The organism is Pediococcus sp. M21F004 (assembly GCF_051122535.1).
GTDB lineage: Bacteria > Bacillota > Bacilli > Lactobacillales > Lactobacillaceae > Pediococcus > Pediococcus inopinatus.
In genome coordinates this window covers 771,151-791,979 of sequence record NZ_CP177314.1, presented here as the reverse complement: position 1 = coordinate 791,979, position 20,829 = coordinate 771,151, and the positions used below count along the sequence as shown (strand labels likewise).

The window sequence follows — 20,829 nt, the reverse complement described above, 5'->3', positions numbered from 1 at the left end:
AGGCTTCCATAGTTTCTTAGCCAAACGGGGAGAAATAAGTAAAAAATTTTCGAACGGCCGTCAATATAGGATTTTTCCAATAAAAGTCGTATAATGGCATTATTCTAAAAAAATAGGGAGAATACGATGACAGAATTCAAACGTTTCTATGAGACATTTCAACCAACCCACTATGATGTCTATTTAGATATCAATCGGGAATCAAAGCGATTTAATGGTAAAACAACTATTACTGGTGAGGCCAAGGCACAAGAAATTGCCATTCATCAAAAAGGTTTAGTTGTTGCTACGGTTCAAGCTGATGGTGCTGACGTGCCATTTACTACGGACAATGATGCTGATGCAATTCGCGTTGACCTAGGAAAAACTGGCAACACAACGGTTACAATTACTTATACCGCCAAACTTACGGACAGCATGATGGGGATTTACCCTTCATACTACGAAGTTGAAGGTGTAAAAAAACAAATTATTGGGACCCAGTTTGAAACTAATTTTGCCCGTCAGGCATTTCCTTGTGTGGATGAACCAGAAGCAAAAGCCACATTTGATTTAGCACTTAAATTTGACGAACAACCTGGTGAAACAATTATTAGTAACATGCCAGAGGTTCGTACTGAAAATGGCGTGCACTACTTTGATACAACTGTTCGGATGTCCACATACTTAATCGCGTTTGCATTCGGTGATTTACAAAGCAAACAAACAACGACTAAGAGTGGCGTTAAAGTTGGTGTCTTCGCAACCAAAGCTCACAAAGCTAATGAACTCGACTTTGCACTTGATATTGCCAAACGCTCAATTGAATTTTACGAAGACTTTTTCCAAACACCATATCCATTGCCACATTCATGGCAGTTAGCTTTGCCTGATTTTTCGGCCGGCGCAATGGAAAACTGGGGCTTGGTTACCTATCGAGAAGCTTATTTAGTCCTTGACCCTGATAATACGGCGCTTGAAATGAAACAACTTGTGGCTACAGTAGTTGCTCATGAGTTGGCTCATCAATGGTTCGGTGATTTGGTCACAATGAAGTGGTGGGACGATCTCTGGTTAAACGAAAGTTTTGCCAACATGATGGAATATGTCGCAATTGATGCTATTGAACCTGACTGGCATATCTGGGAAATGTTCCAAACATCTGAAGCTTCATCAGCCTTACAACGGGATGCCATCGATGGTGTTCAATCTGTTCATGTGCAAGTAGAAAACCCAGCAGAAATTGATGCCTTGTTTGATGGCGCAATTGTGTATGCGAAGGGTTCACGGATGTTGGTGATGGTCCGTGCTTTGCTTGGCGACGATGCATTGCGTGCTGGCTTGAAGAAGTACTTTGCGACCCATAAATATGACAATGCAACCGGGGCTGATTTATGGGCTGCGTTAGGCACAGCTTCTGATCTTGATGTTGGAGCAATCATGAACTCATGGTTGGAACAACCCGGATATCCAGTTGTGTCCGTATCTGTAGTGGATGGCAAGTTAACCTTGTCACAACAACAATTCTTTAGCGGTCAAGGTAAGGATATCGGCCGTCAATGGCAGATTCCTTTGAATAGTAATTATGAGGTTGCCCCAACCATCATGCCCGAAAAGAGTCTTACTCTTGGTGATTATGATGAATTACGTAAAGCTAATGGCAAACCATTCCGTTTAAATGTCGGCAACGACTCTCACTTTATTGTTAAATATGATAGTGCATTGTTACAAGATATTTTAGACAATGTAAATTCATTAGACGCTATTTCACAATTACAAGTGCTACAAGACTTGCGTTTATTAGCAGAAGGCCGCCAAATTTCGTATGCTGAAATTGTGCCATTGTTGAAAGACTTTGCAGACAGCAAATCAAACGTGGTCAATGCCGCTTTGTACGTGGTTGCAAACAACTTAAAGAAATTTGTGACACCAGATTCTGAAGAAGAAAAACAATTACAGACTTTATATGATCAATTAAGTAAAAACCAAGTTGCTCGTTTGGGCTGGACACCAAAAGCTGGTGAATCAAATGACGACCAACTGACTCGTCCTTATGTTTTGAGCGCAACATTGTACGCTAAGGATGCGGATGCAATCGCAGCGGCTCACGAAATTTTTACAGCTAATGCCGATAAACTTGAGACCTTGCCCGCTGATACCCGTTTCTACATTTTAAAGAATGAAGTTAAAAACTTTGGGAGTGCCGAGTTGTTTGATAAATTGTTGGCTGCTCATCGTCAAACTGCTGATGGAAGTTACAAAGAAGACATCGCTGCAGCTTTGACAAGCACCCCTGATGCTGGCTTAATCGGCCGTTTGATTGAGAAGTTCGAAGATGCGGACACAATCAAGCCACAAGATTTACGGGCTTGGTTCCGAGGTGTTTTGGCCAATGACGAAGGTCAACAAGCAGCTTGGGATTGGATCCGCAATGATTGGCAATGGCTAGAAGATACGGTTGGTGGTGATATGGAATTTACCACATATATCACAGTGATCGCCGGCATCTTCCGGACTCCAGAACGATTAGCAGAGTTCAAAGCGTTCTTTGAACCTAAACTAAACACTCCTGGGTTAACACGTGAAATCACCATGGATACAAAAGTAATTGAAGACCGTGTGAGCTTGATCGAAGCTGACAAAGCTAGTGTGAATGACGCCATCGCAAAGGTGATTGGATAAAAAGCAAAAATTGAAAATGAGCTTTTAAGGTTGACCATTTGGTAACTTTGAGAGCTCTTTTTTTTATTTTTAAAAATAGTTAGTTTTACGTTGACTTTAACTAACTAACGTTTTATAATCATTTTTGTTAGTTAAATGAATTCAAAACTAACTAACTAAAAATAAAAAAGAGGAATTTAATTATGGCTAATAATACAGAAGAACTCATGAATCAATTTGGAAAGTTATTTCAGCAGAAATCATTTGTTTTTGCGACAATCAAAAGCACGCAGAATACGGATAATCCCCGAAGTAATGTTCGAGGTCAACAACGCGTACTTCAGTTGTTGTTTGATAAAGAGTCATTGACCAATTCGCAAATTGTTGAAGAATTAGATATTCGTCCCAGTTCAGCGAGCGTTCTGGTTGGTAAGCTTGAAGAAAATGGGTTAGTTAAAAAAACTGAATCATCTGATGATAAGAGGGTAACGTTCATTTCCTTGACGGAAGAAGGACGGCAATCAATTAAAAAGGTTCACAAATTTACAGACGACCTATCAGATTCGCTGTTGGCTGTTTTATCTGATGATGAAAAAAAGCAACTCAAAGATATTTTAACTAAGCTTAATGCAGATTTAGATAAAAAAGCCCCTGAATGGGATCAACAACAAAATTGGAAGGCACCTTTCAACGGCAGAGGATTTAGGCCCTCAAGCTTTGGTGGCTTTCCTGAGGGTTTCAATTTTCGCAAATAAGTAACTAATAATAATTGGAGATAAAGAAACATGCAAAATAGACAAAACGAACCAAACACACAAGCATTTAAACGCCAAAAATTTAGTTTTAAAGATTTCGCAAGCTTAATTACAAAAGTCAAACCACACTTTTGGTTGCTTCTCGAGGGTTTGTTGCTAGGAATTATTTCTACGGGGATGAATTTAGTTGTACCAAAGGTTGCAGCGAAGTTGGTCAATCAATTGGGACATACCGTCGATACCAGTCTGGTTGTTTTGGTTATTGTGTTATTTGTTTTTGGGGCGATCATTAATGCGGCATCGGGATCCGCATTGGGATTTTTCGGAGAAGATGTTGTAAATAAGTTACGAAAGTTTCTTTGGGATAAAATCTTGAAGTTACCGGTTAGTTATTTTGATGACACCAAATCAGGTGAAATTACTTCAAGACTAGTTAACGATACTTCGCAAGTGAAAGATTTGCTTGCCAATTCGATGCCTTCGATGGTCACTTCAATTCTCCAGTTGGTCGGTGCTTTGGTACTGATGCTGACGATGGATTGGAAAATGACCTTGCTGATGTTTATCAGTGTGCCGCTAGTGACTTTGTGCATTATTCCGATAACCTCACTTTCACGCAAAATTGCCCACACTCGGCAAGACGCGCTTGCGACTTTTAACGGGGAAGTTAGTGAAACTCTAAGTGAGATTCGGTTGGTAAAATCGTCAACGGCCGAAGAGGCTGAACGGACTTCTGGAGATAAGGACATTAACAAACTGTACCGAATTGGTCTCAAAGAGGCCGTTTATGATTCTGTGGCCGGCCCCGTTATGCAAATGGTGATGATGGGGATGATGATCGGCATGTTAATTTATGGTGCGAGTCGGGTCGCAAACGGTTCGATGACATTTGGGACTTTGATTTCATTTTTGATGTATCTTGTTCAGATGATCGGACCGTTTACGATGCTTGGCCAATTCTTTACCGCAATGGCTAAAGCAAGTGGCTCAACGGCCAGAATTCAAGAGCTACTAGCAGTTGATGAAGAAGTTCAAAATCAGGGAAAAACGGTTGTTGCACAAGGGCAGACCTTGGGTGTTAAACATGTTGATTTTGCTTACGAAGATGGGAAATCGATTTTAAAAGATGTTTCATTTACTGCTAAACCAAATACGGTCATTGCGTTTGTGGGACCTTCTGGTGGTGGAAAAACAACCATTTTTAGCTTGCTGGAGCGCTACTATAAGCCAACGGGTGGCAAAATTACGATTGGCAACACAAATATCGAAGACATCAATTTAAATAATTGGCGTCAACAAATTGGCATTGTTGGGCAGGATGCTCCCGTTATGAGTGGTTCAATTCGTTACAATTTAACGTATGGTTTGAAGAAAAGATATACTGACGAGCAGCTTTGGCATGTGCTTGAAATGGCTTATGCAAAGGAATTTGTCGAAAAGATGGATGATAGATTGGATACAACAGTCGGCGAGCGAGGAGTTAAACTCTCTGGTGGACAGCGACAACGAATTGCAATTGCCCGCGCATTTCTCCGTGATCCGAAGATTTTAATTCTCGATGAAGCAACAGCCAGTTTGGACTCGGAATCAGAAAAAATGGTTCAAAAAGCGTTAGAAAAATTGATGCACAACCGAACGACACTCGTTAGTGCTCATCGTTTAAGCACCATTGTCAATGCAAACCAAATTTACTTTATTGAGGACGGAAAAGTAAGTGGCCACGGGACGCATCATGAATTAATTGATAAGCTACCGATCTATCATGACTATGTGGAAAACCAGTTTGCCGGTTAGGCAGCATTAAATAGATTAGATCGTAAAAAAAATCGCCATTCAATAGAATGAGCGATTTTTTAGTAGGCACAATTTATCATTGAAAGAAGGCAACCACAAATACGAGCAAGGCGCCCAAAAATTGCATGATATCAAACAAAAAATGGGTTAGGATATTCTGCCAAATATTGTGAGAGAAATAGTAAATGAGTGCGTACCAAGCACCGACTAACATATAAGGGATCATGGCAATGACGTTTCCGTCAAAATTATTCCAGTGTCCAAGACCAAATAAAATGGCTGAAACAATGAACATTAACCAGGTTAACAGACCACGGTTTTTCCATTGATAGAATAGCGCGTGGCGGAAAATAATTTCTTCAGTAAAAGGTGCCATTAGAACGGTCAGACTACCAACCAGTCCAAGCGTAGCGCTCTGGATACTTAATAAGTTAGTCGTGCCTGCACCATCAGCTAGGCCAACCGATTTAAGTAACAGTCTGGCACCAATCAAAATAAGATAGGACACCACAACACCACCAATGGCGAGCAGAAATTTGAAGAACCAGCGATGTTTAAACTGTTTCCAATCGGTACTTAAGACGTCATGATACAGCCAGATGGCAGCAATAAAGCCAATGAAGAAAACGAGATCCATAATGGCAGCTTTGGCAATTTGACCACTGACCAATTTGATTGCCATTGGTCCAATCCAAAGTTCCAAAGGTGGAATCAAAATGGCAATAATGGTTTTAATGGGACTGATTTTGAACTGTTTATTTGAATTTAACATAAGAAATTCCCCCAACGTGCTTATATTGTGCATCATACCATGTTAGCGGTTAAGTAACAAAGCGATAGTGTTCTGAAAACATAGATAATGAAAGTACGAATTATATCCTTTAAAATGAAAGGGAACGAAACAGTCAAAAGGAGGATGCAGTTATGCGGCAAGTTCAATTTTATGGGGCCATTTCGTTAGACGGCTATTTGGCAACCAAGAAACACGATTTGCAGTGGTTATTTGATACTGCCGGTGGGGAAGAGGCCAATACTGATCAATTTTTACAACAAGTTGATACGACCGTTATGGGCCGCAAAACTTATGATGTGACTAAAAAGACAATGGGGAACGAACTTTTATTTCCTGATAAAACTAATTTTGTACTTTCAAGAACTCGTCAGGGACAGGAAGTAGACGCCGTTTACACGAAACATTCCCCGGTAGAGCTAGTCCGCCAATTGCAAGCAAAGCCCGGAGGTAACATTTGGATTGTGGGTGGTGGTCAAATTGTCGCTGATTTATTGGCAGAAGATTTGATTGACGAATGGTGGATTCAAATTGCACCGGTTCTGCTAGGCGAAGGGATTCGTCTTTTTCCAAACGGAAACTATGCTACCTGTTTAAATTTGGAGGAAGTGGTTCAATATAATCAATTAGCAGAGTTACACCTGAAAAAAAGAAACTAAGACCAAAAGTAAATTTTGATTTTAGTTTCTTTATTTTGTTTAACTATTTGTTTTTGAACGCTCAAATAACGGAACTGCCTTCAATAAATTTGGTAGAACTGCTACTGATTTTTGCCGAATTTGGGGCTCAGGTTGGATCCAATCAGGGATTAGAACAACATCTAGGCCAGCATTAGCTGCGGATAAAATGCCACTGGTTGCATCTTCAAAAACGACAGTTTCAGTTGTGGTGGCGTGAGCTTTTTCTAGGGCATGTAAGTAAATATCTGGAGCTGGTTCATTGTGGGAAACTTCATCGCCACTAATGAAGTCAGTAAAGTAATCAGCAATTCCAGTAATTTCGGCGGTTTGGATAATCGTTTTCTTAGCAGCAGAGGAGGTCACATAACATTTTTTGTGTGCCCGTTTTAAAAAGTTTAGTAATTCAACGGCTCCTGTTTTAATTTGAACGTCACCATTTTTTAGACGTTGCCGATAAAGTACCATGGCTTCGTCGAATACTTGCTGGCCCAAAGTTGCGCTCCCGACTAATTGAGTTAATTTTTGAATTGTTACTGGGAAACCCTTAGCGATATAGTCGATATGGTCTTCTTTTGTAAAAGTAAAACCATATTTAGCTAAAATGTCGCGACGTGTTTCAAAATAAAGTTTTTCTGTATCCAGCAATAAGCCATCCATATCGAAAAAAACCACTTTTTTATTGCTTAACAATTTTGTCACTACTTTCATTTGCGCAATCAGTACTTAGGCATCCAGTTTCTCTTTTAAAGCGTTGGTCAGGGTAGCAGAGAAGTTAATTTTATTTGCTTTTCCTAAGTCATTTAGGTATTTGGGGATTGTTAACGTCTTTTTTACAACCTGATTTTGTTCACGTTCACGTGCCAAGCTAGTGTCGACTTCAATCGGAACCAAAAGTTCTCCCTTCTTAACAACTAAATTTTCATAAGAAGTTGGAATGGGGAGTGTTTCTTTAAAATCTTCCGCTGTAAGTAAATAGCCCTCCAAAGCATCGTGAGCCATATGCAGTGCATCAGGTAAGTCATTTCCAAAGGTTGCGGCATTAGGAGCGAGATCAGGAAAAGAGACTTCCATTTTCTTCTTGTCTTCTGTCGTGTTGAGTACCGCAAAATATAAATACTTCATATCTAAGGTTCTCCTTCCAAAATAAAAGTAAGTTTATTTAAGGCCTGCTTGTTTCCAAATATTGTCTAGGGTTCCCTTAGGAATGTCTTTTCGAGGGTGTGGAACAGTAACAATTCCCGATTTGTGCGCATTTTTAAAATGCCAATGATCGCCAGTTATTCGTACTTTGTACCAACCATCCCTTCGCAAAATTTTTAAGACTTTTCTAGAGTTCACGGTTTCGTACCTCCGGGCCCATTATTATAATAGCACGTATTATGCACGTGTTTAACAGAAACGCTTTGATTATTTATATCAACTGTTTTTCAACACAGAAAGTAACAACTGCTTATTAAATAAATACGCCCAAAGTTTCTTGAAAATTTTTGAGTAAAAAAATACGTCACAAGCTATAAAAATAGTTTGTGACGCATTAGGCTGTATTAAAAAACTTTTTATCAAGATGTCGTTTGGTGAGAGGTTAAGCCTCAATTTTTGCTCTTAGGGCATCTGCCAAGGTTGCAGAAAAATTAATCCCTTGTTTTTGTGCTTTTTCTGCAAGGTCGGCAGGGATGGTGACATTTTTGTGAACGGTTGGTTCCTTTATTTGTGATTTAATAATATTTAAATCAACGGAAACGATCACAATCATTTGAGCATCATCCTTCTTTATGTTTTCAATGTCCGTTGCCTTTGGTAATGTTTTACGCCCGTACAATGCTAATCCCAAAGCATCCTGACCGTGAATAACAGCCTCGTTGATTGAATTTCCAAACGAAAATGCTTCTGGAACGTCCACAAATTCAATATCATAAGTATGATTTTCATCAGCGGTAATTAATGCGGGATAAGTAACGATATTGGCTTTTCTCATAATAGAGTCCTCCTATTAGTTAAGCTAAAAATATAGTTCTAAGTTTTATTCCAGACCGGCTTGTTTCATCATTTTGCTCAAGAGCCCTTTAGGCATTTCTCCGGCGTGAATTGGAACCACCAGTTGTTTACGTGTATCAGAATTGTAATAGGTTCGATGTGAACCTGATTGTCGGATTGCTTCAAACCCATTTTTTTGCAATATTTTCTCAAACTCTCTGGTTTTCATGGGCATAGTAACTCGCTGCCTTATATTATAATACATTGTTGTGCATTTACAATTAATACACATAATGCGCATAAAATGCTTTTTTATGATTTTTCCTTTAATTAATATACGTATAAATAACCAAATAATTTTATTTTTTTCAATTTTTATCACAATTACAAGACTAAAAAACCACTCTAAGCAATTATTCTTATAGAGTGGTTGTTATTTTTAATTTTCTAAAAGTTTATATTTCACTAAGGAATCAACAGTAGCTAAAACAGTTTCTTCGTTATTACTTAAAGGCTGCCAATCTAAAATCTGTTTAGCTTTTTGATTACTAACATTGCGGTTGATATCAATGAGCAGTTTGCCTTCTTGGGCTTGCTTACTAAATAATGAACCAACACGCAAAATCCAATTTGGCATAACTTTTGTTGGGATTTGGGGACTGAGTTGCGGACGCTGGTTTCTAATTAAAGTGGCAATTTCAGGTAATGTAATTTGGCCGTCTTCACTGGCGATGAATCGTTGGCCATCTGCCTTGGGATTTGTCATGGCCCGAATGTGTAAGTCAACAACATCACGAACGTCGATAACGTTCAACGGAATATTAGGAATTCGCTTAAGAGAGCCATCTATGACACTTCCGCCCAATCCTCGTCACTTGTCAGATCCGCCTCCACAAAACTTAAATTTCCTAGATTACTAGCGTGATTGGCTTTGAGTGACTTAAGCACGCTTGATTTCTTATGCAGTGACCGCAAAGTTGTCCGGACAAAATAGCCCTGTTTTAAAAGTTCCAAAATAAGCTGCATACTCAAAAATCCATTGCCCCCAGTTACTAAAATTGTATTTTTCATAGTTACCCCCACATAGTTGCTTGTTTGTTAGTTAACGTTTATGATAATGAGCATAAACCTTCGACAGCACTCTAGGGCAAGCACTAATTTAGAAAAGAGATAAAATATGACTTATACAATCAAGGAAGTTGCGCAAAAGACCGGATTGTCGATTTACACGCTCCGTTTTTATGACAAACAGGGGTTATTGCCATTTGTTATGAGAAACGAGGCGGGTTATCGGACATTCACAGAATCAGATCTCAGCATTATCCACACAATCTGTTGTCTGAAAAATACGGATATGAAAATTAGTGATATTCGCAAATACATTGAATATGTGATGGCGGGATCTGTTACTATTGATAAAAGGGCAAAGTTGCTTTCGGCGCAACGACAGAAAGTTTTAGATAAACAAAAGCAGTTAGCTGAAAGCCTCCAAGAAATTGATTATAAATTGGGAATTTACGAATCTCCCGAAGGTCCAGAAATGATTAATCAGGCAAGAGCCTATGTTAAAAACGAAAAACAACTGAGTGAAAAATAATGATCTATTAAAAAAGGAAGTAAATAAATTCTCATGAAACAAGCAAACATTCGAAACTTTTCCATCATTGCGCATATTGATCATGGTAAGTCCGTTAGCCGATCGGATTATGGAGCAGACCCACACAGTTAGTGAACGGGATACCAAAGCACAATTATTAGATGACATGGCTGTTGAGCAGGCACATGGTATTACCGTTAAATCAAGAACTGTTCGGAATCACTATGAGGCCGATGACGGGCAAACGTATGAATATAATTTTATTGATACACCAGGTCATGTGGACTTCTCATATGAGGTTTCTAAAAGTTTAGCAGCCAGTGATGGCGCGATCTTGTTGGTCGATGCCACGCAAGGTGTTCAGGCGCAAACGGTGGCTAACTTACGCCTGGCGCAACAAAATCATTTAGTAATTATTCCGGTAATTAACAAAGTCGATAGTGACGCGGCTGATGTCCCGAGAACCGAAGCGCAGATTCAAAAGTTAGATCCAGCATTTGAAAATTTAGAGATGTTAAAAATTTCTGCTAAAACCGGGATGGGTGTTCATGAAGTTTTGGAAGCCATTCGAACAACCATTCCAGCGCCTACCGGGGATAAAACTGCACCATTAAAAGCGTTGGTGTTTGATTATATGTATGATGCCTTTAAAGGAATCATTGCATACGTGCGGTTGATCGACGGCTCAATTAAGGCCGATGATGCGCTACTACTGATGGCCGAACAAACGAAAGTTTCCGCTAATTCACTGGGGTACTTTGCCCCCAATATGACGCCAATCGGTGAATTAAATGCGGGTGACGTTGGCTACGTTATAACCGGCTTGAAGGATCCGCAATTAGTGCGGGTCGGCGATACCATGACCGCTGTTGCCAATCCAACGACTGAACCGTTAGCGGGATATGAACCCGCCAAATCCATGGTCTTTGCAGGCTTTTATCCGAAAGACAACAATTATAATGAATTAAAATTAGCAATTGAAAAGTTATCATTAAACGATTCTTCGTTTCATTACAGTCTTGAAAACTCAGAGGCACTGGGAGCTGGATTCCGCTGTGGTTTCCTAGGGATGTTACATCTACAGATTATTCGGGAACGACTACAAGACGAATATGGTCTAGAAGTCCTCACGACAGCTCCCAATGTTACGTACCATGTGCATTTGAATGGCCAAACGGAACCCATGATTGTGAATAATCCGATCAATTTTCCAGAATTTTCAAAAATTGAGTATGTGGAAGAACCCTTTGTTAAGGCTGAAATCACCACACCGAACGAGTTGTTAAGTGATGTTATGAAACTCGCCGAAAAGCATAAAAGTACGTTGCTCGATATGGATAATCAGGCAGACTTAATTGTCTTAACGTACAAAATGCCGACTTCTGAAGTTGCCTACGAGTTTTTTAATCAGCTAAAATCAGTTTCACATGGTTATGCGACCCTCGATACGACAGCTTTGGACTATGAAGTTGCTGATTTAGTTAAGGTCGAAGTGGATATTAACTATGCGACCGTGGATGCGCTATCCTTTGTCGTTCATCGTCAAGATGCTGATAAACTAACACAAGAACTTGTTAAGAAACTAAAAGTTGCGGTACCGCGACGACTTTATCCCACCCCAGTCCAAGCTGTTGTGGAAGGTAAGGCAGTAGCACGAGTGGACATTCCACCACTAAGAAAAAATGCGGCCGTTTCTGGCGGTAAGAAGAGTATTTCAAAAAAGCAGGCACTTCTTCGTCGTCAAGGAGTTAATAAACGCCAGTCTGCTAAAAATAGTATTGATTTACCACAAGCCGTATTTAATGCTGTTTTGGAATTAGATCTATAGAAAAATGCGATGTCAGCTATTTTTAACTGACACCGCATTTTTTGGTTAAATTTTTCGGAAGTAACTATGCTGAACACTTGGAAATGTGTAAATAAATCGTTGGACTTGTTCGTGAGTGAGGCGCAATTCAATAATGTCTAGTAACCCATTAATTGCATCGACCGCTTCGTTGCTGTATTCAACAGCCCCAACTAAAATATGATTTTGGTCAAACACTAAGGTTAAGCCACCATCAATTTCGTTTTGAACCTGCTTGAACCAATCGTCTGCGTACTCGAAATGTTCAATAGTGTATTTATCGGGTGATTTGACCGCCACATCTGGATTAATCCCAACTTGAGAAATCCGCGGTGAAGAAAAGACTGTGGTGGCGATTGTCGGATAATTAATCGCATCAGTTGTTTCTCCCGTAAACAGTTGAGCCAAATACTGGGACTCAAAAATTGCGGTGGGGGTAATCTTCGGTTGGATTTTGTCCACCACGTCGCCCGTTGCATAAATGCCAGGCACGTTGGTCTGCATATGATCATCAACTTCGATGCCGTTTTTATTGGTCGTAATGCCAACTTCTTCCAGTCCAGTATTTGTCAAACTAGGAATGCGACCGCTGGCATCGACAATGTAGTCGCTGGTTAATTCAAACTGATTAGGTCCGTGAAGTTTAAAGCCACTTTCCGTTTTGACGACTTTTGTCAGTTCTTGATCATAGAAGAACTTAACACCGCGGCCCCGTAAATTTTCAACTAACCGCTGAACGTAAGGTTGGTAAAATCCTCGCAAAGGGGTGTGACTATTTAAAATGACATTCACAGACGCACCAACGGCATTAGCGATGGAGGCGAATTCCATTCCGACATAGCCAGCACCAATAATTGTGAGCTGTTTTGGCATTTGTGAAATGGATAAGAAGTCCGTACTGTCATGCAAGTATTCTTTGCCAGGAATATCTAAACGATGGGGATGTTGTCCCAAAACCAGCACAATTTTTTTAGCTTGATAATTTTTGTCACCAACTTGAACCGTCTTAGCATCTACCAAAGTACCGCGGCCAACAATGACTTTTACGCCAGCATCAATTAATTTTTGTTTATTACTTTCAGCTAATTTGCCAATGACTTCATGTTTGTGCGCCATTAGATCAGGCCAATTAATTTTCGGCACACTGTCAAAACCGCGTCCTTGTAACTGTTCAATGGTCCGAACTAACTCAACCGGTTTATCTAACGTAATTTTGGCGTTACAGCCCCGGTTACTACAAACACCGCCAAAAAGGCCTTCTTCGACGACAGCGACTTTTAATCCAGCTTTGCTCATGGGAATCGCGCCGTTCCAAGCGCCTTGTCCACTACCAATAAATAATACATCAAACATATATCCCAGCTCCTCTTCGGTTTTATGGTAGATCCAAAATTTAACTTAAAACTAGCACGACCACTAAGATTGTGCAAAGGAAAGGCTTGCGATCGTTTGAGACTAGGTAAATACCAGGGAAACTGGCAAAATGATTGAGAAAGTGAGTCAGAAAACGCTCGTTAGAATTGGGGAGGGATCTTTTCAAATTTATTCGAAACTATCGTCAAATCCGTCGACCACTGACTTACCAGGTGGGGGTGTTAAAGATATTTAAAAACTTGATGGTCAGGATGGTAAACAAATTGCTGATAGCATGACTTCACTCAGCAATAAATTCTATACAATTGCACTTGTAAATAATATTAATCGGTTAACAGAGATGGCTATTCAATAAAATATTCAGGTTAAAAGAGCCACAATTAGCGGTGGAAAAATAACGATTAAAGACGACTAATTTCAAGCTTTGTCAGTCATTTAATATCAATTTTGTAATCAAATAGTGATAACCAAAGCTATTTGGAATTTTTGAATAGCTGTCATTGACAGACTGGAAGCAGCTTCTTTGCTTCCAATTTTTGGCTGTGTCATAATCCCCTTACAAGCTAAAATGATTATAACTTGTATAAGAAAAATGGAATGATAAAATCTGACCGTATAATTTTAGGAGGTTAATTTAATGACAAAAATGGTGTTTGTTAATTTGCCTGTGACTGATATGCAGCGTTCAATTAAATTTTATGAAGCGCTTGGATTTAAAAAGAATCCTGATTATTCTGACGACGATGGCACTGGAATGATGTGGGATGACAATATTTGGGTAATGTTGTTAACCCATGATTTTTATCAACAATTTTTAAGAGGACAACTAGTTGCTGACACACAAGAAGTCAGTGGTTCCATGACTGCATTTAGTATGGACAGCATTGCAGAGGTAAAGAAATTTGCCCAAACTGCAAAAGAGCATGGTGGTGATTTCTACCACGTTGAATTGGGAATGTCTGAAGAACAGATGTATGAACTTGAAGTGAAGGATCCAGATGGAAATATTTTATCGGTAGCTTGGATGGCAATGTAAAGACTTAGTCAACTCTAACTTTGGAGTTGGCTTTTTATTATGGAATAACTAAAAAATCCGGTATACTGAGATCAAAATAGTTTAGGGAGGAAAACCATGGATACTTTTGGAGATTTTATCGGCACCATCCAGGATTCTACTCATCAAGCCCGTGTGAAAGAAGTGCTGAATTGGGTGAGCCAAACTTTTCCCCAATTAAAGCCACGAATTGCCTGGAATCAACCGATGTTTACAGATCACGGGACGTTTATCATTGGATTTAGTGTTTCTCAAAAGCATATGGCATTTACGCCGGAAGAAGCTGGTATAAGTCAATTTGAAGACGAACTTCAAGCAGCGGGCATTGACCATACTAAAGGAATTGTCAGAATGCCATGGAATCAGCCATTTAATTATGCATTATTGAAGCAAATGATTGAATTTAACATCCAAGATAAGGCTGATATTGATAAATTTTGGCGCCCTCTAAAACGTGGGTGAGCTAAAATAAATTTAATTTTAGTTTTGAAGAACATAAGCGCGATCATTAAAAAGATAGTAAGACGGTATTAATGACTTCTGGCTTTTAAAATACTTATATGGAAGTGTTTAGAATCGCTTTTGTCCTTTCAATCATTAGGAATTAAACGTGTAGGCAGCCTTTTTTTATAAGTGCGAGAACAAATGGTGGCATTTTTTATTTAGGATCGTTATACTTACTAATAGTAAATAAAAAGCGAGGTATTTTTTTATGTCAACAACAGTTGGATTAATTGTAGGAAGTTTACGTAAAGGTTCATTTACAAAGGCAGTTGCCGAACAAACAGCAGCCCTATTACCAGAAGGTTATGTAGTTAAACAAATTAATATTGGTGATCTTGATCTTTATAATCAGGATTTGGATGATGAAAATCGCGCACCTGAAAGCTGGAAGAAATTCCGTGCGGATGTGCAGAGCGTGGATGCTGTGATTTTTGCAACCCCAGAGTATAACCGTTCCGTTCCTGGTGTTTTGAAGAACGCAATCGATGTTGGCTCACGTCCTTACGGGGCTAGTGTTTGGGACAAGAAACCAGCTATTATCTTAAGTGTCTCACCTGGTGCCATTAGTGGCTTTGGAGCAAACCATCACTTGCGTCAGTCGTTAGTATTCTTGAATATGCCAGTTGTCCAACAACCAGAAGTCTACTTGGGTAATGTCACAAATATTCTGGATGACAATTTGAAGATTACAAGCGAAGGAACCCTTAAATTCTTGCAAAGCGCGATGGATGCATTTGTAGATTTAATCCAACGTTTTAAAGACTAAAAACTTACAAAAGGTTGAAACAAAACTGATTTTTGGCACTTACCAGAAGCTAGTTTTGCTTTCAATCTTTTTTATTTTGGGGTGAATCGCGTTGGACTTCTTAAGGCGGATTGTTTTACAATTATATTTATACTTTAACAAGGTGGTAGAACTCAATGAAAACTAGTGAAACGCGCTATGAAGCCAAATTTGTGGTGACCAAAAAGGATTTAAACTATTTAGGTATTTTATTTGGTGGAAAAACGATTGCGGAGATGGATCTTGATTTTGCCAATTCAATTCGGAAGTTAACGGACGAAAATGCCGTGACGGGAAGTGTTGATAAAGTTAGATTTATTCGTCCCGGTCGATTAGGAGACACAATTACAGTTGTTTCCACGGTTTCAGGAACCGATGAGCGCGTTGCTGAAGTGTTTGGGAGAGCCTACAATTCAAAGCACGAACTGATTGCTTATGCTTTCTTCACATACATCGTGTTGAATAAGGCGTATCAGCTACCGGAAGTTATTCCAGAGACTGATGAAGAAAAGCAAATTGCGGCCGATTTTCTGAAACGGCAGCAGCGTTCGATGGAAGATCACGCTGCTGCTCAAGTTTGGATCAAAGATTAGATAAGGTTAATTTAAAAAAGTAAAAGCCCCTTAGGTAGATGCGGACAATAACTTGTCGCTCAAATCTATCTAAGGGGGCTTTTTTTGACGTTAACTAATTAGTGGTGTCACTTGCTTGGTTAATTCAGCCAAGAAAAATTTTGGATTAGAAAAAAAACAGAGATGCCCACTATTTGGAACAATGATCATCCTTTTGTATGGGGCCTGGACCTGATTGAAATATGCTTGAGTTGCAGCGGTTGGCGTAATTGGATCATGACTGCCTTGAAAAACCACGAAAGGGATGCTGGTTTTGGAGAACAGCCGATTATAGTCGAAACTGTCCAGTTCTGGTTGAATAGCCTGACGACTGGCAATAAGTCCGCGACAAAAGGCCAGCCACGCCTTAATATTTAGGCCATAAGCATGCAGCAAGTTTTTGATGAATAAATCTGTAACCATATTTGGGACGTCCGTGTGTTGCAGCGCGAAAAAAATAGTAAATTGGGCAATTTGTTTGGCAGACCACGTGCTAGCGGCGTATGGTAATTTATTCAGCCAAGCCGTTTTTAAAACGTGTTTCTTAGAATCGAATAAGGTTTGATTAAAGGCAATTTGATGAGAACGACTGGTCATTTGTTCAGTAGCGATGTAGGCTGCAAAAGAGCTTTCAGCTTGCTGCACCATTAAATTGGCAATGATACTGCCAATGGAACTACCAAGGAGGACAATTTGGACGCCCGGAAACGCGCCTTTTAGTTGTTTTGTCAGAGCAAGACCATCATTAACTAATGTTTGGAGGTTATCAGGCATGACGGGTTGCTTTAGGTAAGTTTTGCCAGCACCACGCTGATCCCAATGAACAACGGTAAATGTTGTCGAGAAAAAACGAGTGGCTTCGGTAAACATCGAATAGGTTGACGCCGGTCCACCATGAATGATAAATAATAACGGATTCGTTGTTTCCTGGCCTTCAATTTGGACCCATTGTTGAATGCCATTAATAGGTAGGTAGCCTTGAAATGAAATTGCGTTTTTCGCGGTTAGCCTGGGCATTGATTTTTTCAATTGCGCACCTTCTTTTAGAGATTGATTTCTTAACTTAAAGTCTAAGAAGTTGGCGGGTATTTTGCAAATAAAATGGTCATGCGTAGTTAGTTTTGTGTTGACGACCGCTAACTAAATACGTACAATGGATTTCGTTTGTAAATGAGCCATTAAAATTAACTAAAAGAGGAATAGACATGTCAGAAGAATCACAGGAATTACTTAGCCTTTTTGGAAATTTATTCCAAGAAAGATTTTTCGTAGCCGCCGCCGTTAAAAGTAGTCGCGATGATGAGACTTCACAAGCTAATCAGCGTGGGCAACTCCGCGTTCTGCGTTTGCTGGTAGCCAAGGAGCCATTAACGAATTCGCAAATTGTCGAAGAACTAGATATTCGGCCGAGTTCCGCAAGTGTGCTCGTTAGTAAACTAGCAGACAGCGGATTAGTGAAGAAAGTCGATTCGCCAGACGATAAACGCGTGACTTTCATTTCATTAACGGATAAAGGGCGCGCATCACTCGAAAAATCGCGAAGGTTTAAGAACGAATTATCCGATTCTTTTTTCGAAACTTTATCTGATGAGGAACAACAGCAATTTAAAAGTTACATGCAAAAATTACTGCAAAACTTGAATGATAAAGCGCCTGAATGGGAAACCAAACAAAATTGGGCGGAAGTTTTAGGGGCTCCAGAGGGTTTTAATCCCAAAAATTGGAATCATCGACCTTTTCAAAATTAACGTTATATAACGGAGATAAAGAGATGCAAAATACACAAGAAACAGCCAAGTTAAAACAGGATAAATTTAATTTTACAGATTTTGCCAGTTTAGTTAGACAAATCAAACCCCACTTTTGGCAACTAGTTGTGGGTTTAATATTGGGAATTATTGCTACTGGTTCACAATTGATTGTGCCGAAAATCGCCCAAAAGTTGGTCAATCAGTTGAACCACACAATCAATGTCAAACTCGTGATTGTCGTCGTTGCCCTATGTGTGTTAGGTGCCGTTATCAGTGCGATCTCAGGGGCTGTTTTGGGGTTCTTTGGAGAAGACGTTGTAAACAAATTACGCCGATATTTATGGAATAAGATTTTATCTTTACCAGTGAGCTACTTTGATGAAACTAAATCTGGAGAAATCACTTCCAGACTAGTTAACGATACGTCGCAAGTAAAGGATATGTTGGCTAATTCCTTACCAAATATGATTACATCCATCCTTCAGTTGGTGGGTGCGCTCGTATTCATGGTTGTGATGGACTGGAAAATGACGCTGATTATGTTTATTGGCGTGCCGTTAGTGATTTTATGTATTATGCCCGTCATTTCCAGGTCGCATAAAATTGCGCTGGCTAGACAAGATGCCCTTGCGAAGTTTAATGGGGCAGTGAGTGAAACATTAGGTGCGGTTCATTTGGTGAAAGCATCCACTGCTGAGAACGCCGAACGGGCCTCTGGATATAGTAAAATCAATCGCTTGTACAAAATAGGGCTTAAAGAAGCCATTTATGATTCGGTGACGCAACCTATCACTCAAATGGCTATGATGGCACTAATTGTGTGTACCTTAATTTATGGGGCGAGCCGTGTTACCCAGGGGACGATGTCATTTGGAACTATTATTTCTTTCCTACTATACTTAACACAAATGATTGGGCCCTTCGCCATTTTAAGCCAATTTTTCACCAGTATGGCTAAGGCAAGTGGCTCAACCGCCCGCATTCATGAATTACTTCAGGTAACTGAAGAGGTTCAAAAACCGGGGAAACCGGCGAATGCGCAAGGAAAGACATTATCGGTTGAACATGTTAATTTTTCCTACGAAGATCAAAAGGCAATTTTAAAGGACGTTTCTTTTTCAGCGGAACCTAACAAAGTAATTGCGTTTGCAGGTCCATCTGGGGGCGGTAAGTCCACAATTTTTAGCTTGCTAGAACGTTTTTACGAGCCAACTAGTGGTCAAATTAAAATTGGGGACACGAAAATTAAAGATATTAATTTAACCGAATGGCGGAATCAGATTGGGTTAGTGAGCCAGGATGCAACCGTGATGAGTGGGACCATTCGCTATAACCTCACGTACGGATTAAAGGATGAATATTCGGATGATCAACTTTGGCGCATGCTAGACATGGCGTATGCCAAAGGGTTCGTCAAACATATGGAAAGAGGCTTGGATACCCAGGTTGGGGAACGTGGCACGAAGCTTTCCGGAGGCCAACGCCAACGAATTGCGATTGCGCGGGCATTTCTTCGCGATCCCAAAATCCTCATGCTGGACGAAGCAACGGCTAGTTTAGATTCAGAATCAGAAATGATGGTCCAAAAGGCTTTAGAAAAATTAATGTATAACCGGACCACCTTAGTGATTGCCCATCGTTTGAGTACAATTGTGGATGCGGATCAGATTTACTTTATTCAACATGGAAAAGTGAGTGGTCATGGAACCCATCAAGAACTGATTGATACCTTACCGTTGTATCATGATTACGTTGAAAACCAGTTGAACGTCCAATCAGATGAAGCAGTGCTTAATGGAAGAAAATTGTCATCATGGAGAAATTAAAGGAACGACTCGATATGTTTAGTGATGCGGTGATTGCCATCATCATTACCATTATGGTGTTGGAACTGCCCATGCCACAGCATGATTCTGTATCGGAGTATTTGCAGTTTGGGAAGGCGATTGGGATCTTCTTTATTAGCTTTTGTTATGTGGCCAACATCTGGTATCAACACTCAATTTTATACAGTGATGCAGAAACGATTAATAATAAGGTCTTTATCTCTGAATTCATCTTTTTGGCCTTTCTGTCATTAATTCCGACCTTTACAAAGTTAATTACGGTTGATACCAATCGCCACACAGTTTTGTCGTACGGAATTCTCACATTTATTGTAAACGGATTGTTTATGTTGACGAGTTATGCAGTTGTGCACCAGAAGTACAGTGATAAAAGTGATACTCAAAAGATCTTTCAGAAGATTTACCTGAATCACAGTAACTTTTTAGGGATGATTAACGTCATTGTTTTGATTCTTGCCTATTTCAAACCAAACTGGGCAGTTTGGTGTTATCTAGCATTACCAGTGATTTCATTTGTGTTCAATCGCGATGATCAAGTAGATTTACAAGAAGTTACGAAGCTGCCCCAAGCTGATCAGGACAAATATTTGAATCTCTCGAACACAGATATGCGCGGATTTCGCAAAAGACAACACCAAATTGGGCAGAAGTATATGAAACAAAGACAGACTAATCCAAATTGGCAAGACGATATGGGAAAAGAAATGCGCGACCTATTTAAAGATGGTAGGTTTGATCGATCAGCAGTGAGAGGTGGCTATTCGGGTCGCCCACATCGATTTGAAGAAAATAACGATCAAGAAAAGAAAGATAAGCCAAGCAAATAAA

The 20,829-nt window shown here is 39.8% G+C and carries 23 protein-coding genes and 1 pseudogene; 14 read left to right on the top strand and 10 right to left on the bottom strand.

Going from position 1 to position 20,829, the window contains the following annotated elements; translation table 11 throughout:
* Positions 1-126 precede the first annotated feature (126 nt).
* From ACLHK8_RS04235 to ACLHK8_RS04225, 3 genes are all read left to right on the top strand, one after another.
* Positions 127-2,661 (top strand): M1 family metallopeptidase, encoded by a 2,535-nt coding sequence (locus tag ACLHK8_RS04235; protein WP_434520419.1) that lies wholly within the window; start codon positions 127-129, stop codon positions 2,659-2,661.
* Positions 2,662-2,843: 182 nt separating this feature from the next.
* Positions 2,844-3,395 (top strand): MarR family winged helix-turn-helix transcriptional regulator, encoded by a 552-nt coding sequence (locus ACLHK8_RS04230; protein ID WP_057771751.1) that lies wholly within the window; start codon positions 2,844-2,846, stop codon positions 3,393-3,395.
* Between the two features lie 30 nt (positions 3,396-3,425).
* Complete coding sequence (locus ACLHK8_RS04225; protein WP_057771753.1) at positions 3,426-5,189, top strand: ABC transporter ATP-binding protein; 1,764 nt, start codon at positions 3,426-3,428, stop codon at positions 5,187-5,189.
* Positions 5,190-5,265: 76 nt separating this feature from the next.
* Here ACLHK8_RS04225 and ACLHK8_RS04220 read toward each other — a convergent pair whose 3' ends face one another.
* Complete coding sequence (locus tag ACLHK8_RS04220; RefSeq protein ID WP_057771755.1) at positions 5,266-5,961, bottom strand: CPBP family intramembrane glutamic endopeptidase; 696 nt, start codon at positions 5,959-5,961, stop codon at positions 5,266-5,268.
* Between the two features lie 152 nt (positions 5,962-6,113).
* Here ACLHK8_RS04220 and ACLHK8_RS04215 point away from each other — a divergent pair, with 152 nt between their 5' ends.
* Entirely contained in the window at positions 6,114-6,638 is a 525-nt protein-coding gene (locus ACLHK8_RS04215; RefSeq protein WP_057771757.1) for a dihydrofolate reductase family protein, read from the top strand.
* Between the two features lie 39 nt (positions 6,639-6,677).
* Here ACLHK8_RS04215 and ACLHK8_RS04210 read toward each other — a convergent pair whose 3' ends face one another.
* The 7 genes from ACLHK8_RS04210 to ACLHK8_RS04180 all read right to left on the bottom strand — a co-directional run bounded on the left by ACLHK8_RS04210 (position 6,678) and on the right by ACLHK8_RS04180 (position 9,704).
* Entirely contained in the window at positions 6,678-7,349 is a 672-nt protein-coding gene (locus tag ACLHK8_RS04210; protein ID WP_320531935.1) for an HAD family hydrolase, read from the bottom strand.
* A 33-nt stretch (positions 7,350-7,382) separates the two neighbouring features.
* A complete protein-coding gene (locus ACLHK8_RS04205; RefSeq protein ID WP_057771761.1) occupies positions 7,383-7,781 on the bottom strand; it encodes a type II toxin-antitoxin system HicB family antitoxin in 399 nt (132 codons plus the stop codon).
* A gap of 33 nt (positions 7,782-7,814) precedes the next feature.
* On the bottom strand, positions 7,815-7,997 hold the full coding sequence (locus ACLHK8_RS04200; protein ID WP_063698224.1) for a type II toxin-antitoxin system HicA family toxin: 183 nt from the start codon (positions 7,995-7,997) through the stop codon (positions 7,815-7,817).
* 244 nt (positions 7,998-8,241) lie between these two features.
* Entirely contained in the window at positions 8,242-8,634 is a 393-nt protein-coding gene (locus ACLHK8_RS04195; RefSeq protein WP_057771765.1) for a type II toxin-antitoxin system HicB family antitoxin, read from the bottom strand.
* Positions 8,635-8,679: 45 nt separating this feature from the next.
* The gene (locus ACLHK8_RS04190; RefSeq protein WP_231908609.1) at positions 8,680-8,862 is read right to left on the bottom strand and encodes a type II toxin-antitoxin system HicA family toxin; all 183 of its coding nucleotides are present in this window, start codon (positions 8,860-8,862) and stop codon (positions 8,680-8,682) included.
* A gap of 210 nt (positions 8,863-9,072) precedes the next feature.
* Positions 9,073-9,498: a hypothetical protein gene (locus tag ACLHK8_RS04185; protein WP_057771769.1), complete on the bottom strand. Its 426-nt coding sequence runs from the start codon at positions 9,496-9,498 to the stop codon at positions 9,073-9,075.
* On the bottom strand, positions 9,480-9,704 hold the full coding sequence (locus tag ACLHK8_RS04180; RefSeq protein ID WP_057771771.1) for an NAD-dependent epimerase/dehydratase family protein: 225 nt from the start codon (positions 9,702-9,704) through the stop codon (positions 9,480-9,482). Before ACLHK8_RS04180 ends, ACLHK8_RS04185 begins: the two co-directional genes overlap by 19 nt.
* Positions 9,705-9,810: 106 nt before the next feature.
* On the opposite strand from ACLHK8_RS04180, the gene ACLHK8_RS04175 reads away from it, so the two are divergent.
* Complete coding sequence (locus ACLHK8_RS04175) at positions 9,811-10,230, top strand: MerR family transcriptional regulator (RefSeq protein ID WP_057771773.1); 420 nt, start codon at positions 9,811-9,813, stop codon at positions 10,228-10,230.
* Between the two features lie 33 nt (positions 10,231-10,263).
* Positions 10,264-12,058, top strand: a pseudogene (gene lepA, locus ACLHK8_RS04170) (translation elongation factor 4).
* 45 nt (positions 12,059-12,103) lie between these two features.
* Here the strand turns inward: lepA and ACLHK8_RS04165 are convergent.
* Complete coding sequence (locus ACLHK8_RS04165) at positions 12,104-13,429, bottom strand: dihydrolipoyl dehydrogenase family protein (RefSeq protein WP_057771777.1); 1,326 nt, start codon at positions 13,427-13,429, stop codon at positions 12,104-12,106.
* 130 nt (positions 13,430-13,559) lie between these two features.
* Between ACLHK8_RS04165 and ACLHK8_RS04160 the strand changes: the two genes are divergently transcribed.
* The 5 genes from ACLHK8_RS04160 (at position 13,560) to ACLHK8_RS04140 (ending at position 16,385) form a co-directional block, all read left to right on the top strand.
* Positions 13,560-13,685 (top strand): hypothetical protein, encoded by a 126-nt coding sequence (locus tag ACLHK8_RS04160; RefSeq protein ID WP_320531932.1) that lies wholly within the window; start codon positions 13,560-13,562, stop codon positions 13,683-13,685.
* 402 nt (positions 13,686-14,087) lie between these two features.
* The gene (locus ACLHK8_RS04155) at positions 14,088-14,486 is read left to right on the top strand and encodes a VOC family protein (protein WP_057771779.1); all 399 of its coding nucleotides are present in this window, start codon (positions 14,088-14,090) and stop codon (positions 14,484-14,486) included.
* Positions 14,487-14,582: 96 nt separating this feature from the next.
* Positions 14,583-14,966, top strand: coding sequence for an iron chaperone (locus ACLHK8_RS04150; RefSeq protein ID WP_057771782.1), 384 nt, complete (start codon positions 14,583-14,585; stop codon positions 14,964-14,966).
* 250 nt (positions 14,967-15,216) lie between these two features.
* Positions 15,217-15,774 carry an NADPH-dependent FMN reductase gene (locus tag ACLHK8_RS04145; RefSeq protein WP_057771784.1) on the top strand — a complete coding sequence of 186 codons (558 nt, stop codon included), beginning with the start codon at positions 15,217-15,219 and terminating at the stop codon, positions 15,772-15,774.
* Positions 15,775-15,929: 155 nt separating this feature from the next.
* The gene (locus ACLHK8_RS04140) at positions 15,930-16,385 is read left to right on the top strand and encodes an acyl-CoA thioesterase (RefSeq protein WP_057771785.1); all 456 of its coding nucleotides are present in this window, start codon (positions 15,930-15,932) and stop codon (positions 16,383-16,385) included.
* A gap of 90 nt (positions 16,386-16,475) precedes the next feature.
* Here ACLHK8_RS04140 and ACLHK8_RS04135 read toward each other — a convergent pair whose 3' ends face one another.
* Entirely contained in the window at positions 16,476-17,432 is a 957-nt protein-coding gene (locus ACLHK8_RS04135) for an alpha/beta fold hydrolase (protein ID WP_057771786.1), read from the bottom strand.
* A gap of 176 nt (positions 17,433-17,608) precedes the next feature.
* Between ACLHK8_RS04135 and ACLHK8_RS04130 the strand changes: the two genes are divergently transcribed.
* From ACLHK8_RS04130 to ACLHK8_RS04120, 3 genes are read left to right on the top strand one after another with little or no spacing between them, the layout of a single operon-like run.
* Positions 17,609-18,151 carry a MarR family winged helix-turn-helix transcriptional regulator gene (locus ACLHK8_RS04130; RefSeq protein ID WP_057771787.1) on the top strand — a complete coding sequence of 181 codons (543 nt, stop codon included), beginning with the start codon at positions 17,609-17,611 and terminating at the stop codon, positions 18,149-18,151.
* Between the two features lie 23 nt (positions 18,152-18,174).
* The gene (locus ACLHK8_RS04125) at positions 18,175-19,980 is read left to right on the top strand and encodes an ABC transporter ATP-binding protein (protein WP_057771788.1); all 1,806 of its coding nucleotides are present in this window, start codon (positions 18,175-18,177) and stop codon (positions 19,978-19,980) included.
* Complete coding sequence (locus tag ACLHK8_RS04120; protein ID WP_063698218.1) at positions 19,968-20,828, top strand: TMEM175 family protein; 861 nt, start codon at positions 19,968-19,970, stop codon at positions 20,826-20,828. The genes ACLHK8_RS04125 and ACLHK8_RS04120 overlap by 13 nt, the downstream gene beginning before the upstream one ends.
* The last annotated feature ends 1 nt before the right edge of the window (position 20,829 follow it).